Here is a 14474-nt window from a genome sequence, read left to right as displayed (position 1 = left end):
TCGCGAAAGCACGACCTCCACGTGCGCGCAGATGCGTCACGCATGAAAAACGCCCGCCGGTGAGGGCGGGCGCGGTAACACAGCGTAAACCTGCGTAAGCGATGCGAGGGCGATTACGGCTTCACGGTCGCGTCGCTGGCGGCCCCGGCAGCCGGCGCCTTGCCCGAATGACGGCGGCGCGGATGCTCGGCGCGGTGCTGTCCGCCTTCGCGGAACGTCGTGTCGGCGAGCGTCTTCTGCTCCGGCGAGAAGCCGTTGTACAGCGGCTCGAACGCGTCGACCAGCTTCTTCGTGCCGTCGGCGTGAGCCTGGGCGATTTCCGAGTACTGCTTCATGTCGTCGAGTGCCGACACGTTCTTGTTCTCGCCACGCTGACGATACAGTTCGCCCATCGTCTGGCCGTTGCCGCGCATGACGTCGGCGAAGGTGCTCCATTGGGCTTCCTGCTGCGGCGTGATCTTCAGCTGCGAGTGCAGGTAGGCGATGCGCTCTTCGACGCGCTGCTCGTGCGGGACCTTGGCCGCAGGGGCGGAGGCTGACATAGCCGGTGCGGCCGGCGATGAAGCCTGGGCGAAAGCGCCGCTCATGGTGAGGGCGGTGGCGAGGATAGCGAGGGTTTTTTTCATCGAGACTCCTGATGGTCGTTCGTATCGGGAAGATACCAGCCCGCGGCTGGTCGCTTCGCCTTGGCAATATTAGTATCACGATATACCAGGGTTGCGTCCGCGATGCGACAACTGCTTACAAACGAAACGAACAGGAAATAGCGGGTGGACAAGTTCGCCAGCATGGAGGTATTCGTGGCCGTCGTCGAGGCGGGCAGCCTGACGGCGGCCGCCGAACGCTTCGGTATTTCGTCGGCGATGGCCGGCAAACATATCCGTTCGCTTGAAACACGGCTTGCGACGCGGCTCCTCACGCGTACTACGCGACGTCAAAGTTTGACCGAGATCGGCCGGCAGTATTACGAGCAGTGCCGCCGCATCCTTGCGGAGGTGAAAGAAGCGGAGTCGATCGCGGAAGCGATGGCGACGGCGCCGCGCGGCCTGCTCAAGGTGACCGTGCCGCTCACGTATGGCGTCGAGGTGTTTGCGCCGGCGATGACCGACTATCTGACCGCGTGGCCCGACGTCAGTCTCGAACTCGATCTGACGAACCGCATCACGGACCTGGTCGAAGAGGGCTTCGATGCGGCTGTGCGGATCGGCCGGTTGCCCGATTCGAGCTTCGTCGCGCGGCCGCTGAAGCCGTACCGGATGCGCGCGTGCGCGTCGCCTGCGTATCTCGAACGGGCCGGCACGCCGCGCACGCCCGCGGATCTCGCACAGCACGAATGCCTTGGCTTTTTGCACTGGGGACGCGAGGGCCTCTGGCGACTCGAAGGCGATACACCCGGCGAGAATCTGCGCGCGGGCCGGTTTCGCGCGAACAACGGGCAGGCGCTGAAGGTCGCGGCACTGCGCGGCTTCGGTCTCGTGCTGCAGCCCGAAGCGCTGCTTGCGAAGGAGATCGCGGGCGGCCAGCTCGTGTCAGTGCTCGAGGACTATCTGCCCGAAGGCTTACCCGTGCATCTGATCTACCCGCGCGACCAGCGCGCGACGCCGAAGCTCACGACGTTCATCGATTTCGTGATCGAGCAGCTCGGCGCGTGATGCCGCGTGATGTCGCGTGATGTCGTGCAACGTCGCGCGTGCGGACGCCGCCTGCGAACGAAGGCATAATCCGCGTGCCGATGCTTCTTTCCTGTTCGACTCACTCTTGCTCCGCCTTCGATGAGACCTCCGCGACTCGACCAGCTCGACGATCTCGACCGCAGCCTCGTGGCTCTGCTGCAGGCTAACGCACGCGAGAGCGTCGCGAATCTCGCGCGCCAGCTCGGCGTCGCGCGTACCACCGTGATCGCGCGGATCGCGCGACTCGAACGCACGAACGTGATCGCCGGCTACAGCGTGCGGCTCGGCCAGGACGTGCTCGACGCGAGCATCTATGCGTACGTCGGTATCATCATCGTGCCGCGCTACGGCGCCGACGTGCAGAAGCGGCTCGCGAAGATGCCCGAGGTGCAACTGCTGTGCGCGGTGAGCGGCGAGTTCGATTACGTCGCGTGGTTGCGTGCGGGAACGCCTGACCGGCTCAACGATCTGCTCGACCAGATCGGCGGGCTCGAAGGCGTCGAGCGGACCACGACGTCGATCATTCTCGCGCGCAAGATCGATCGCGGTTCGGCCGTTGGCTGAACAGGTTTTTAAACGCATTTCGACTCATCGACGATCCGCGTCGTCAGATCGTCGAAACTGATGGTCATTGCGCAGCATTTTGCGTCTAGGATCTGTTCGTCCTTCTCCCTACACTGTTTCGCAGGGTTTCAGCCGGCCGATACGAAAGGCCGGCCGGCTCGAGACAGCCGCTCACACAGAACAAGGAGAAGCGCATGAAAGTAGCCATCGTTGGTGCAGGTCTGATCGGTCACACCATCGCTCACATGCTGCGCGAAACCGGCGACTACGATGTCGTCGCGTTCGATCGCGATCAACAGGCGCTCGACAAGCTCGCCGCTCAGGGCATCCCCACCCGCCGTGTCGATTCCGGCGACGCCGCCGCGCTACGTGCCGCAGTCCAGGGCTTCGACGTGCTCGTCAATGCACTGCCGTACTACCTCGCGGTGAACGTCGCGACCGCAGCCAAAGGCGCGGGCGTCCATTACTTCGATCTCACCGAAGACGTGCGCTCGACGCACGCGATCCGCGAGATCGCCGAAGATGCCGACCACGCATTCATGCCGCAATGCGGACTCGCACCGGGCTTTATCGGCCTCGCCGCGCACGAACTCGCAAACCGCTTTACCGAAATCCGCGACGTCAAGATGCGCGTCGGCGCACTGCCCGAGTTTCCGACCAACGCATTGAAGTACAACCTGACGTGGAGCGTCGACGGGCTGATCAACGAATATTGCCAGCCGTGCGAAGCGATCCGCGACAGTCGCACGCAGTGGGTGCAGCCGCTCGAAGGTCTCGAGCATTTCTCGCTCGACGGCACCGAGTACGAAGCGTTCAACACGTCGGGTGGTTTGGGCACGCTGTGCGAGACGCTGGCAGGCCGCGTCGAATCGCTCGACTACAAGTCGGTGCGCTATCCGGGGCACCGCGAGCTGATGAAGTTCCTGCTCGAAGACCTGCGTCTTGCCTCCGATCGCGACACGCTCAAAACCATCATGCGCCGGTCGGTGCCCGCGACCGAGCAGGACGTCGTGCTGATTTTCATCACGGTGACCGGCACGCGCAACGGCCAGCTGCTGCAGGAAGTGTTCACGCGCAAGATCTTCGCGAAGACGGTCTGCGGTGTGCCGATGAGCGCAATCCAGATCACGACGGCCGGTGCGATGTGCGCGGTGCTCGACCTGTTCCGCGAAAAGAAGCTGCCGCAAAGCGGTTTCGTGCGCCAGGAGCAGGTGTCGCTGCGCGAGTTCCTTGGCAACCGCTTCGGGCAGTTGTACGAAGGGCAGTCGATCGATGCGATGGCGACGGTTTGATGTGAGCCGCTGTTGCTGATCGTGGCTCGATAAAAACCCCCGCGCGGACTAATGCCGTTTGCTCAAGAACTGAACGGCATTAGCCCGTGCGGGGGTCTTTTCGACCGAACGTCCTCTATCTGTTTTAATAGGTAGTCGACGTTATGGATACGTCTGTTATGCTTTTCGGCGATTTGCTCGCGCGTTGCTGACTGTATCTGGCGCATCAAACAACCGGGAGGATACAAACAATGCCTTGGACGTACAGCCAGAATACTGGCCGTCTCTCGCATGACGGAGCGCTTGCGGGGATTGGCTACTCCGGCCGTGATGCGGGAAAGAACAATTCGGCCACGCAGATGCAGGAAGGTGTCGGGCCTATCCCGCGAGGCACTTACAAGATCACCGCGCCATTCACGCATCCGCATACCGGCATCTACTCAATGAGGCTTATCCCGCAACCCGGAACGCAGACTTTCGGTCGCTCAGGCTTCTTGATGCACGGTGACAGCGTGGACCATCCGGGCGAGGCATCGGACGGCTGCATCGTCCAAAGCCTCGGCGTTCGACATCAGGTATGGGCCAGCGGCGATAGAACGCTAGTGGTGACGCAATGAAGGGCGCCGCACTTGTTGTTGCTCTCGCGCTGAACGCGCCTGCTCTGTGCCTTGCGTCTTCGCCTGCTTCACCTGCTCAGTGCGTGAGCTGGCCCAGGAACATGGCGATGGTTCATCTCAAAAACGCGGGCATCACTGATCCCACGAAGCTTGATGAATCGAAGACCCATGCGGTACGGCTCGCGTCCGAGAAGATCGGCAAAGACCTGTACCGCGATGTGTACGACATTACGTTCTATGAGAAGTCGGGCAACGCAATCGAAGTCATCACGTCGAGCGAAGCCTCATCGTCTGAGTGCTCTATGAGCGGTGTGGACGTGTATGTTGTTTCGAAGAAGATCGGCGGGCCTTGAGCGGTTGTATTACCGCCTGATCGAGGCAGTCCACGCCCAACGCGGCAACGCTCCTATTGTTTCCGCCCGCTGAATTGCCTCCAGACAACCAGGGACGGTGGCATGCCTCCACCCCGCGTTCCCGTAAATGGGGCTTTTTCTTTGCATCGAAGCGCTCTTGCTAGACCGGCAGCGGCGGCAGCATCGTGGCGGTGGACGGCGGCGTTCCAACCAGTTGCGCGAGCAGTGCATCGTAGTCGGCGGCGCCCGGCGACGTGCTGTCGAACATCAGCAGATCGCCGCGGATGTCGTCGGCGGGTTCGAAGCGACGCTCGCGGTACGTGTCCCAGTTCGCGAGCTTGTACGCGTCGTCGGGATGGCCGCGATCGGCGATGCGCTGATGCGCGACGCCTTCCGACGTAGTGACCCACACCACGCGGATCGTCACGTCGTTCGCGACGCCGAGCCACGCGCGATCGACGAGCTTGCGCTCACGCACTTCGCGCGACAGCGGTGCGACGATCGCCACACTGACACCGAGCGCCAGGTTCTCGCGTGCGGTGTCGATGAGGCCGCGGTATTCGGGATCGCGCAGATGCTGCAGGTAAAGCGGACTGTCGCGGTCGTGTGGATTGCCGGTCAATGCGCCGATCGCTGCAGCGCCCGTCGGGCCATACAGCGTGTCCTTGTCGAGCAGACAGAACGGCGCGCCGGTCGCGCGCATCAGCGGACCGACCAGCCGCTTTGCGACCGTGGTCTTGCCGGTGCCCGCGTGGCCGCAGAAGAAGATCAGGTGCGTCACGTACCGGTGTCGCTTCGCTTGTCGCCAGTGGGCGCGGCAGGCGCAGCCGTTTCGTCGGGCAGATGCCCGCGTATGAATTTGCCGTTCTCTTCGAGCCACATCACGTTGATGATGCCGAAGCCAAGCGCCACGCCGATGCCGAGAATCCAGGTGAAATACCACATCGCAGTGTCTCCATGAACCGGGGTGTCCCGCGCAACCAGGCGGGCGGGCCTGCGTGACGGGAGTCAAGGCGCCGGCAGGGCGTTGCCGTCCAGCCCGTCATCGAAGATCATGAACAAGAAGTGCACCGGGCGCAAGAGCGTGCCGGCTGCGCGGGTATGATGAACTCGCTGAACCAGTGTGAACCTGTGGCATCGCGCCGCGGCCATGACCGGCGAACGGCGCGGTTAAAAAGAAGAAGGAGACCTCCATGCGTGCGCGCCCCCTTTCAGGTGCCGTAGCCGCGCGGTGCGCGAGAACGGCCGCCGCGGTGGTCCATACAGCGGCCACCTCAGCGGCCACCTTAGCGGCCACCTTAGCGGCCACCTTACGCCCCTTCACCGCCATTGCCATCGTCACCGCGGCCACGCTGTTCGCCGGTTGTGCCGCGAACCCCGCCGATCCCGTGCCGTTCCGGCCGGTGCCCGCCGACCGCATCTTCAAACCCGACATCGTGCAGCCAGCCGAAGGCCTCGTCGCGGTCGACCTGCGCCGCGAGCGGTCGGCCGACGTGATCGTCCGGTTTCGCGACGTGCTCGTGTACGTCGACGGCGTGCACGTGGCGGACGTGATGAACGGCGAACGCCTCGCGCTTTATCTGAGCCCAGGGCCGCACCGGATCGGCGTATCGACGCAGTTCGATCCGCTCGTCGAATTCGGCTTTCCGGTCGACGTGCGCTATACGAATCACGCGATCGTCGTGTTCGGCAGCGATCATCGTGTGTCGATGCGGCGCGTGCCAAAGTAGGCGCCGGGTCAATCCGTAGGGCGCCCGCAAGCGGGCACGCGTCACCGGCAAGACTCGCCAGCAGGATTCCCCGGTAAGATCCGACTATCCGTTCGACATATTCACGGCATCCGCATCCGCTAACATGGCGCCCACGCCGGACCGGCTACGGTCGGCGCAGGTCCGCGCAAGCGGTGTCCGTTTTGAAGGTAATCCTCCCATGTTGATCAATTGCGCCGCCTACCAGGACGGCAGAAAGCTGGCCGACATCGAGATCGACGACATCAGCGTCTATGTGGCGAAGCCCGAGTGTTTCGTCTGGGTCGCGCTGAAAGACCCGGGTCCAGGTGAACTCGACGTGATGAAGCACGAATTCGGGCTCCACGAGCTTGCCGTCGAGGACGTTAGCAACGGCCATCAGCGGCCGAAGATCGAGGAGTACGGCGAATCGCTGTTCGCGGTGATGCACACCGTCGAAATGGATGACGAAGGCGAACTGACGATCGGCGAGGTCGACGTGTTCGTCGGCAAGAACTATGTGCTGTCGGTGCGCAACCGGACCCAGCACGGCTTCCAGCAGGTGCGCGCGCGCTGCGAGCGCGAACCGCAACTGCTGAAGGAAGGCTCTGCGTTCGTGCTGTATGCGCTGATGGACAACCTCGTCGATCGCTATTTCCCGATTCTCGAAGCGCTGGGCACGGAGATCGAGGAGATCGAGGACCGCATCTTCGAGAAGCACAGCCTCGCATCGTCGCGCGGGATCATCGAGGATCTGTACTCGTTGAAGCGCCGCCTCGTGATCTTCCAGCATCACATCGCGCCGCTGCTCGAATCGATCGGCAAGCTGACGGGCGGTCGTATTCCGCAGATGTGCGTCGGCATGCAGGCCTATTTCCGCGACGTGTACGACCACCTCGAGCGGATCGTGAAGACGATCGAAGGGCGCCGCGAAATGATCGTCACCGCGATCCAGGTGAACCTCGGCATGATCTCGCTCGCCGAGAGCGAGGTGACCAAGCGGCTCGGTTCGTTCGCCGCGCTGTTCGCGGTACCGACGATGATCGCCGGCATCTACGGGATGAACTTCCAGAGCATTCCCGAACTGCACTACAAGTACGGCTACCCGATCTGCATCGCGTCGATGCTGGTGGTGGACGTGTTCCTGTGGTGGCGCTTCCGGCGCGCGGGCTGGTTATAAGGCTGGCGAAAACTGCTGCGAGCACGACGGCTGAAGGCTAGCGTTTCGTCAGCGCGAGGCGCACGCCGAGTCCGATGAAGCTCGCGCCGACCACGCGGTCGATCCAGCGCCGCACGACTGGCTGCCCGCGCACCGCGCGTGCGGCCGTCGACGCAATCCACGCGACGACGCAGTCGTTCGCGAGACCGAGCAGCACGAATACCGCGCCGAGCACGAGAAACGCGAGCGTCTTGTGCGGGTTGTCGGTGGCGACGAACTGCGGGAAGAACGCGACGTAGAACAGCAGCACCTTCGGGTTCGACGCGTTCGTCACGAAACCGCGAAACAGCAGTGCGCCGCGCGACAGCTTCGGTGGCGCCAGTTCTTTTCCGCCTGGTGCACCCGACCGCACAGCTGATTGCACAGCCGGCCACAGCGTCCGCACACCGAGCCACATCAGATAAGCGGCACCAATCCACTTGATCGCATTGAACGCACCCGGCGACGCCGCAAGCAGCGCGGTCAGCCCGAGCGCGCACGCGATCGTGTGCGCACATCCTCCGAACGACACACCGAGCGCCGACAGCAGACCGGCGCGGCGCCCATGCGCGACGCTCTGGCCGGCGACATATGCAATGTCGGGACCCGGCGTCAGGTTGAGCACCGTGACGGCGAGCAGGAAGAGCGGAAACTGGACGATGCCGAACATGGCGGACCTGTAGAGGCGAGCGTGAAAGAGAAGGGCGTCGACTCATGATACTGAAGTCGTCTCTATCCGTTTGCCTTCCGTCCACGCGATGCGCAACGGCTTTCCGCACCCTTGCGGCACGCGACAGAAAGGGCGAGCATAGGCGGCCCGCTGGGTGGCTCACTCAGGCCATCTGATCCACAGGCGGGCGCGGGTCGATCAACAGGCCACACGCGAAAACACCACGCAACACGACCCGCAGTTCGACCCCGCCTCACGTCTGCGACGAACCTTGTCCACGCGTTGTCGGGATGCATGGCACATGCGATTCGCATCGGTTGCGCGATGCCGACGGCATCATTCCGTCGGTGCGGCGCAGCACGGCGAGGCGTTGACACGCATCACGAGATACGCTGAGAATAGGCGCTCGCAAACGTTTGCGTGCTCGTAATACCCCTGTAACGTCCACGAAAAATAGGGTTCTCCCTGGGCCCAACAACTGGAGATATCGCATGAACCACCGCATTCGCCGCCGCGTGCTCGCGGCTGCTGTCGCGTTGACCGCCGCCGTTTCCCTGCCGTTCGCCGCGCCCGTCCACGCGCAGACCGCGAAGAAGCCGAAAGTCGCGCTCGTGATGAAATCCCTCGCCAACGAATTCTTCCTGACGATGGAAAACGGCGCGAAGGATTACCAGAAGCACAATCCGAACAGCTTCGACCTGATCACGAACGGCATCAAGGACGAGACCGACACGGCCGGCCAGATCCGTATCGTCGAGCAGATGATCGTGTCGAAGGTCGATGCGATCGTGCTCGCGCCGGCCGATTCGAAGGCGATGGTGCCGGTCGTCAAGAAGGCGGTCGACGCGGGGATCATCGTCGTGAACATCGACAACCGGCTCGACCCGGACGTGCTGAAGTCGAAGGATCTGAACGTGCCGTTCGTCGGCCCGGATAACCGCAAGGGCGCGCAGAAGGTCGGTGACTATCTCGCGCAGAAGCTGAAGTCCGGCGACCAGGTCGGCATCATCGAAGGCGTGTCCACCACGACCAACGCGCAGCAACGCACGGCCGGCTTCAAGGACGCGATGCAGAAGGTCGGTGCGAACGTGGTGTCGGTGCAGTCGGGCGAATGGGAAATCGACAAGGGCAACGCCGTCGCGTCCGCGATGCTCAACGAGTACCCGAACCTGAAGGCGCTGCTCGCCGGCAACGACAACATGGCGATCGGCGCGGTGTCCGCGGTGCGTGCGGCCGGCAAGCAGGGCAAGGTGTACGTGGTCGGCTACGACGACATCAGCGCGATCAAGCCGATGCTGAAGGATGGCCGCGTGCTCGCTACCGCCGATCAGTACGCGGCCAAGCAGGCTGTGTTCGGCATCGATACCGCGTTGAAGGCGCTGTCAGAGCACAAGAAGCAGAGCGAGCTGTCCGGCGTCGTCGAAACGCCGTGCGATCTCGTGACGAAGTAATCAGGCCACGGCACGACGCGGGCTTCGCGGCCCGTGTCGTGCCGCGCCCATTCAGCAGCCGCTCAAGAAACCCGCTGTGTGGCCGATATCCCAGAGGTAAGCGTCATGACGATGCGCACGCCTGGCGGGGATCCGCAGCGTCGCGACGCGCGAAGCCGCCTCTCGGCACGTCACCCAGCCTGGCTGACGATACCGTGCACGGCGGCTTTGGAACCAGGATTGCAATGGATTTGACCGATAACGACGCATCGTCCGCCGTACTGTCCGTTAGCGGCATCGGCAAGACCTACGCCGAACCGGTGCTCGCGGACGTGAGTCTCGCGCTGCACGCCGGCGAGGCGCTCGCGCTGACCGGTGAGAACGGCGCGGGCAAGAGCACGCTGTCGAAGATCGTCGGCGGGCTGGTCGACCCGACTGCCGGCACGATGCGACTCGCGGGCGCGCCGTATGCGCCGGCAAGCCGCACCGAGGCCGAGGCGCTCGGCGTGCGGATGGTGATGCAGGAACTGAATCTGCTGCCGACCTTGTCGGTGGCCGAGAACCTGTTTCTGAACCGCCTGCCGTACGTCGGGCCGTTGCGCTTCGGCTGGATCGACCGCCGCAAACTGCGCGACGATGCACGCGAAGCGATGGCGCAGGTCGGGCTCGACGCGATCGATCCCGATACGCTCGTCGGCGAACTCGGCATCGGTCATCAGCAGATGGTCGAAATCGCGCGCAATCTGATCGGCGATTGCCGCGTGCTGATTCTCGACGAACCGACCGCGATGCTGACCGCGCGCGAAGTCGATCTGCTGTTCGAGCAGATCGCGCGGCTGAAGGCACGTGGCGTCGCGCTGGTGTACATCTCGCATCGCCTCGAAGAACTCGCGAAAGTGGCGGAGCGCGTTGCCGTGCTGCGCGACGGCCGGCTCGTGCATACCGACGCGATGGCGAACCTCACGAGCGACCGCATCGTCACGCTGATGGTCGGTCGCGAGATCGGCGAGCGGATCGATCTCGGCGTGCGCAACATCGGCGCGCCGCTGCTGAAGGTGGACGGTATCGGGCGCGGGCAGGTCGTGCGCGACGTGTCGTTCGAGGTGCGGGCCGGCGAGATCTTCGGTATCAGCGGGTTGATCGGCGCGGGTCGCACGGAGTTGATGCGCGCGATCTACGGCGCGGACCTGAAGGATCGGGGCACCGTGTCGCTCGCGCGTAACCCGGGCGAGACGCCGCAGCCGGTCGAGATCGCGTCGCCGGCCGATGCGGTGCGCGCAGGCATCGCGCTGATCACCGAGGACCGCAAAGGCGAGGGGCTGCTGCTGCCGCAGCCGATCGCGGCGAACGTGTCGCTCGGCAACGTCGGTAGCGTCGCGCGTCACGGCATCGTCGATACGAAGTGCGAGAACGCGCTTGCGCAGCGGCAGATCGACGCGATGCGCATCCGCACGTCGGGACCGGCGCAGGCGGTCGGCGAGCTGTCCGGCGGCAACCAGCAGAAAGTCGTGATCGGCCGCTGGCTCGCGCGCGACTGCCGGGTGCTGCTGTTCGACGAACCTACGCGCGGCATCGACGTCGGCGCGAAGTTCGATATCTATGGATTGATGGGAGCGCTCGCCCGCGAGGGCCGGGCGCTGGTCGTGGTGTCGAGCGACCTGCGCGAACTGATGCTGATCTGCGACCGGATCGGCGTGATGTCGGCGGGGCGCATGACGGGCATCTTCGCGCGCGACGAATGGTCGCAGGACGCATTGCTCGCCGCGGCGTTCGCCGGCTATCGCAGCCGCGACGCATTGCTGGACACACACGACACGCACGCAGCAGGGAGTCTGTCATGACGAATCAACCGGTGCCGCAGGACGGCACGAAAGCAGTTGCAGCCGCGGCACAGGCACACGATCCGTCGGCACCGCTCGCGGGCGGCAAGCCGGCCGGCATGCTCGTCGGCCTGTCGAACTACCTTGGTCTCGCGGGCGCATTGCTCGCGATGATCGTACTGTTTTCGCTGCTCAGCTCGCACTTCCTGACCTACGACACGTTCAGCACGATCGCCAACCAGATTCCGGATCTGGTCGTGATGTCGGTCGGCATGACGTTCGTGCTGATCATCGCGGGGATCGATCTGTCGGTCGGCTCGGTGCTCGCACTCGGCGGGTCGGTGGTCAGCGTCGTCGCGCTGAAATGGGGCTGGGGGCCGATTCCGGCCGCGCTGCTCGGGGTCGTCGCGGCCGCGGCGACCGGCACGTTCACCGGCGCCGTGACGGTCGGCTGGCGGATTCCGTCGTTCATCGTGTCGCTCGGCGTGCTCGAAGGCGCGCGCGGCATCGCGTACCAGATGACGAACTCGCGCACCGCCTATATCGGCGACGCGTTCGACGTGCTGTCGAATCCGATCGCGCTCGGCATTTCGCCGGCGTTCCTGATCGCGGTCGCGGTGATGATCGTCGCGCAGCTGGTGCTGACGCGCACGGTGTTCGGCCGCTATCTGATCGGCATCGGCACCAACGAGGAAGCGGTGCGGCTCGCGGGCGTGAATCCGCGGCCGTACAAGATCATCGTGTTCGCGCTGATGGGTGCGCTGTCGGGGCTCGCAGCACTGTTCCAGATCTCGCGTCTCGAAGCCGCCGATCCGAATGCGGGCGTCGGGCTCGAACTGCAGGTGATTGCGGCGGTCGTAATCGGTGGGACGAGTCTGATGGGTGGACGCGGGTCGGTGATCAGCACCTTCTTCGGCGTGTTGATCATTTCGGTGCTGGCGGCGGGTCTCGCGCAGATCGGCGCGAGCGAGCCGACCAAGCGCATCATCACGGGCGCGGTGATCGTCGTGGCGGTCGTGCTCGACACGTATCGCAGCCGGCGCAAGCAGGTGTAGCGGTACGCGGCCTGCGGTTGGCAGAGAACGGGGAATGGAAAGGCGGAAGGGCGGCAACGGCCGCGAGCAGAACGGAAAACGGCACGGACCGTCCGCATGGACGGTGGGCACAACGGGCAGGAGAGCAACGGGTTATGGCGACGATCAAGGATGTAGCGGCCGTGGCTGGCGTGTCGTTCACGACGGTATCGCATGTGGTCAACAACTCGCGGCCGGTGTCGGCTGACGTGCGTGCGAAGGTCGAGCATGCGATCCGCCAGCTTCACTACGTGCCGTCGGCGGTCGCGCGTTCGCTGAAGGCGCGGGCCACCGCGACGATCGGCCTCGTCGTGCCGAACAGCACGAATCCGTATTTCGCGGAACTCGCGCGCGGTATCGAGGACGGCTGCTCGCGCAATGGCTACTGCGTGTTCTTCTGCAATTCCGACGACGACCCTGCGAAGCAGCGTAACTATCTGCGCGTGCTGCAGGAAAAGCGCATCGACGGGTTGATCGTCGCCTCGGCCGGCGACGATGCGGTGCTCGCGCAGACGCTTGCTCACGCACGTGAGCCGCTCGTCGTCGTCGATCGCAACATCGAGGGGCTGAATGCGGACCTCGTGCAGATCGACCACGAGAAAGGCGCCTATCTCGCGACGCGCCACCTGCTCGAACTCGGGCACGTGAAGATCGGCTGCATCACCGGGCCGGTCGAGACCGCGGTCAGCGCGATGCGTGTGCATGGCTTCATCCGGGCGATGGCCGAGCGCGGCATCGAGATTCCGCCGGGCGCGATCGTCGAGAGCGATTTCACGGGCAACGGCGGTCATCGCGCGGCGGGCGAACTCTTCGACACGGTGCATCCGACCGCGCTGTTCGCGGGCAACGACATGATGGGCATCGGTGCGCTGCGTGCGGCGGCTGAACGCGGGCTGCGCGTGCCGCTCGACTGCTCGATCATCGGTTTCGACGATATCGAACTGGGCCGCTTCACCTATCCGGCGCTGTCGACGGTCGGACAGTCGGTGCGTGCGCTCGGCGACATGGCCGCACAGACGCTGATCGAGCGGATCGTCTCGCGTGCGGCGGGCGGCGTCGGCACGCCGGCGCGTCGTCGCGTTGTCGCGCCGCGGTTGATCCTGCGCGAATCGACCGGTCCATGGAACGGCGCCGCGACCGGCAGCCCAGGTCTCGCGGCCTGACGGGCGGCATTACGCGGAAAGATTGCCGCGGCGGGTGACCGCCGTTCACGGCCGGGTCGTGATCGCGTACCGTGTCTGTGGACGCGGCCGCCGCCCGCGTTACCGCTCCGCTATCGACATCACCCTCATAGACACACAAGCCATACGCGCCCAGGGCGCAGCAGGAGAATGACGTGACGAACAATGCAGCGCGCGGCCGGGTCGCCGTGGTCGGCAGCCTGAACATGGATCTCGTGGCGCGCGCGCCGCGCCTGCCGCGTCCCGGCGAAACGCTCGCGGGCCACGCGTTCGCGCAGGTGGCGGGCGGCAAGGGCGGCAATCAGGCGGTCGCGGCGGCGCGGCTCGGTGCGCAGGTCGCGATGGTCGGTTGCGTCGGTGCCGATGCGAACGGTGCGCAACTGCGCACGGGCCTCGAAGCGGAGGGGATCGACTGCGCGGCACTCGAGACCAGCGAGCATGCGTCGACGGGCGTCGCACTGATCGTCGTCGACGACGGTAGTCAGAACGCGATCGTGATCGTCGCGGGCAGCAACGGCGACGTGACACCCGCGATGGTCGCGCGGCACGAGGCGGTACTGGCTGCCGCCGACGTCGTCGTGTGCCAGCTCGAAACGCCGGACGAATCCGTAGAGGCCACGCTCGCCGCCGCACGCCGGCTCGGCAAGACGACGATCCTGAATCCTGCACCCGCGACCGGACCGTTGCCGGCCGCGTGGTTTCCGCTGATCGACTATCTCATTCCGAACGAACTCGAAGCGGCGACGCTGACCGGCTTGCCGGTGACGTCGCCGGCCGATGCGGCTGCGGCAGCCACCGCGTTACGCGCGGCCGGCGCGCGCAACGTGCTCGTCACGCTTGGTGCGCAAGGCGTGCAGGTCGCGCTTGCGGACCGCACGGCGCAGCACTATCCTGCGC

General features: G+C 64.8%; 16 protein-coding genes. 12 read left to right on the top strand and 4 right to left on the bottom strand.

The features are described from left to right. Window positions 1-113: 113 nt before the first annotated feature. Window positions 114-626, bottom strand: coding sequence for a Spy/CpxP family protein refolding chaperone (locus ACREXZ_RS26470; RefSeq protein WP_431767094.1), 513 nt, complete (start codon window positions 624-626; stop codon window positions 114-116). Between the two features lie 144 nt (window positions 627-770). Here ACREXZ_RS26470 and ACREXZ_RS26465 point away from each other — a divergent pair, with 144 nt between their 5' ends. The 5 genes from ACREXZ_RS26465 (at window position 771) to ACREXZ_RS26445 (ending at window position 4478) form a co-directional block, all read left to right on the top strand. Then, window positions 771-1652, top strand: coding sequence for a LysR family transcriptional regulator (locus ACREXZ_RS26465; RefSeq protein ID WP_431767093.1), 882 nt, complete (start codon window positions 771-773; stop codon window positions 1650-1652). Window positions 1653-1772: 120 nt separating this feature from the next. Continuing rightward, entirely contained in the window at window positions 1773-2237 is a 465-nt protein-coding gene (locus ACREXZ_RS26460; protein ID WP_431767092.1) for an Lrp/AsnC family transcriptional regulator, read from the top strand. A gap of 194 nt (window positions 2238-2431) precedes the next feature. Further along, entirely contained in the window at window positions 2432-3529 is a 1098-nt protein-coding gene (locus ACREXZ_RS26455; RefSeq protein ID WP_431767091.1) for a saccharopine dehydrogenase C-terminal domain-containing protein, read from the top strand. Between the two features lie 230 nt (window positions 3530-3759). Next, a complete protein-coding gene (locus ACREXZ_RS26450; protein ID WP_431767090.1) occupies window positions 3760-4125 on the top strand; it encodes a tlde1 domain-containing protein in 366 nt (121 codons plus the stop codon). A gap of 107 nt (window positions 4126-4232) precedes the next feature. Further along, a complete protein-coding gene (locus ACREXZ_RS26445) occupies window positions 4233-4478 on the top strand; it encodes a hypothetical protein (RefSeq protein ID WP_431767089.1) in 246 nt (81 codons plus the stop codon). Window positions 4479-4638: 160 nt separating this feature from the next. Here the strand turns inward: ACREXZ_RS26445 and ACREXZ_RS26440 are convergent, their stop codons facing one another. Both ACREXZ_RS26440 and cydX read right to left on the bottom strand, forming a co-directional pair. Further along, a complete protein-coding gene (locus ACREXZ_RS26440; protein ID WP_431767088.1) occupies window positions 4639-5259 on the bottom strand; it encodes an AAA family ATPase in 621 nt (206 codons plus the stop codon). After that, window positions 5256-5423 carry a cytochrome bd-I oxidase subunit CydX gene (gene cydX, locus ACREXZ_RS26435; protein ID WP_431767087.1) on the bottom strand — a complete coding sequence of 56 codons (168 nt, stop codon included), beginning with the start codon at window positions 5421-5423 and terminating at the stop codon, window positions 5256-5258. The genes ACREXZ_RS26440 and cydX overlap by 4 nt, the downstream gene beginning before the upstream one ends. 248 nt (window positions 5424-5671) lie before the next feature. Between cydX and ACREXZ_RS26430 the strand changes: the two genes are divergently transcribed. Together ACREXZ_RS26430 and corA are read left to right on the top strand one after the other, a co-directional pair. Continuing rightward, window positions 5672-6208 (top strand): hypothetical protein, encoded by a 537-nt coding sequence (locus ACREXZ_RS26430; RefSeq protein ID WP_431767086.1) that lies wholly within the window; start codon window positions 5672-5674, stop codon window positions 6206-6208. A gap of 199 nt (window positions 6209-6407) precedes the next feature. Next, window positions 6408-7385, top strand: a complete 978-nt coding sequence (gene corA, locus ACREXZ_RS26425) for a magnesium/cobalt transporter CorA (protein ID WP_431767085.1) — start codon at window positions 6408-6410, stop codon at window positions 7383-7385. Between the two features lie 37 nt (window positions 7386-7422). Here corA and ACREXZ_RS26420 read toward each other — a convergent pair whose 3' ends face one another. After that, a complete protein-coding gene (locus tag ACREXZ_RS26420) occupies window positions 7423-8073 on the bottom strand; it encodes a LysE family translocator (RefSeq protein WP_431767084.1) in 651 nt (216 codons plus the stop codon). 491 nt (window positions 8074-8564) lie between these two features. Here ACREXZ_RS26420 and ACREXZ_RS26415 point away from each other — a divergent pair, with 491 nt between their 5' ends. The 5 genes from ACREXZ_RS26415 to ACREXZ_RS26395 form a co-directional block, all read left to right on the top strand. Beyond that, on the top strand, window positions 8565-9524 hold the full coding sequence (locus ACREXZ_RS26415) for a sugar ABC transporter substrate-binding protein (protein ID WP_431767083.1): 960 nt from the start codon (window positions 8565-8567) through the stop codon (window positions 9522-9524). Window positions 9525-9748: 224 nt separating this feature from the next. Continuing rightward, window positions 9749-11344: a sugar ABC transporter ATP-binding protein gene (locus ACREXZ_RS26410; protein ID WP_431767082.1), complete on the top strand. Its 1596-nt coding sequence runs from the start codon at window positions 9749-9751 to the stop codon at window positions 11342-11344. Next, window positions 11341-12378: an ABC transporter permease gene (locus ACREXZ_RS26405; protein ID WP_431767081.1), complete on the top strand. Its 1038-nt coding sequence runs from the start codon at window positions 11341-11343 to the stop codon at window positions 12376-12378. The genes ACREXZ_RS26410 and ACREXZ_RS26405 overlap by 4 nt, the downstream gene beginning before the upstream one ends. Window positions 12379-12512: 134 nt before the next feature. Continuing rightward, a complete protein-coding gene (locus ACREXZ_RS26400) occupies window positions 12513-13559 on the top strand; it encodes a LacI family DNA-binding transcriptional regulator (protein WP_431767080.1) in 1047 nt (348 codons plus the stop codon). Between the two features lie 224 nt (window positions 13560-13783). Further along, a partial coding sequence (locus ACREXZ_RS26395; protein ID WP_431767147.1) for a PfkB family carbohydrate kinase occupies window positions 13784-14474 on the top strand: 691 nt, incomplete at its 3' end.

The organism is Paraburkholderia sp., from assembly GCF_050742655.1.
Classification (GTDB): Bacteria; Pseudomonadota; Gammaproteobacteria; order Burkholderiales; family Burkholderiaceae; genus Paraburkholderia.
The sequence above is the reverse complement of the archived record's forward strand: the minus strand, read 5'-3'. Positions and strand labels throughout refer to the sequence as shown.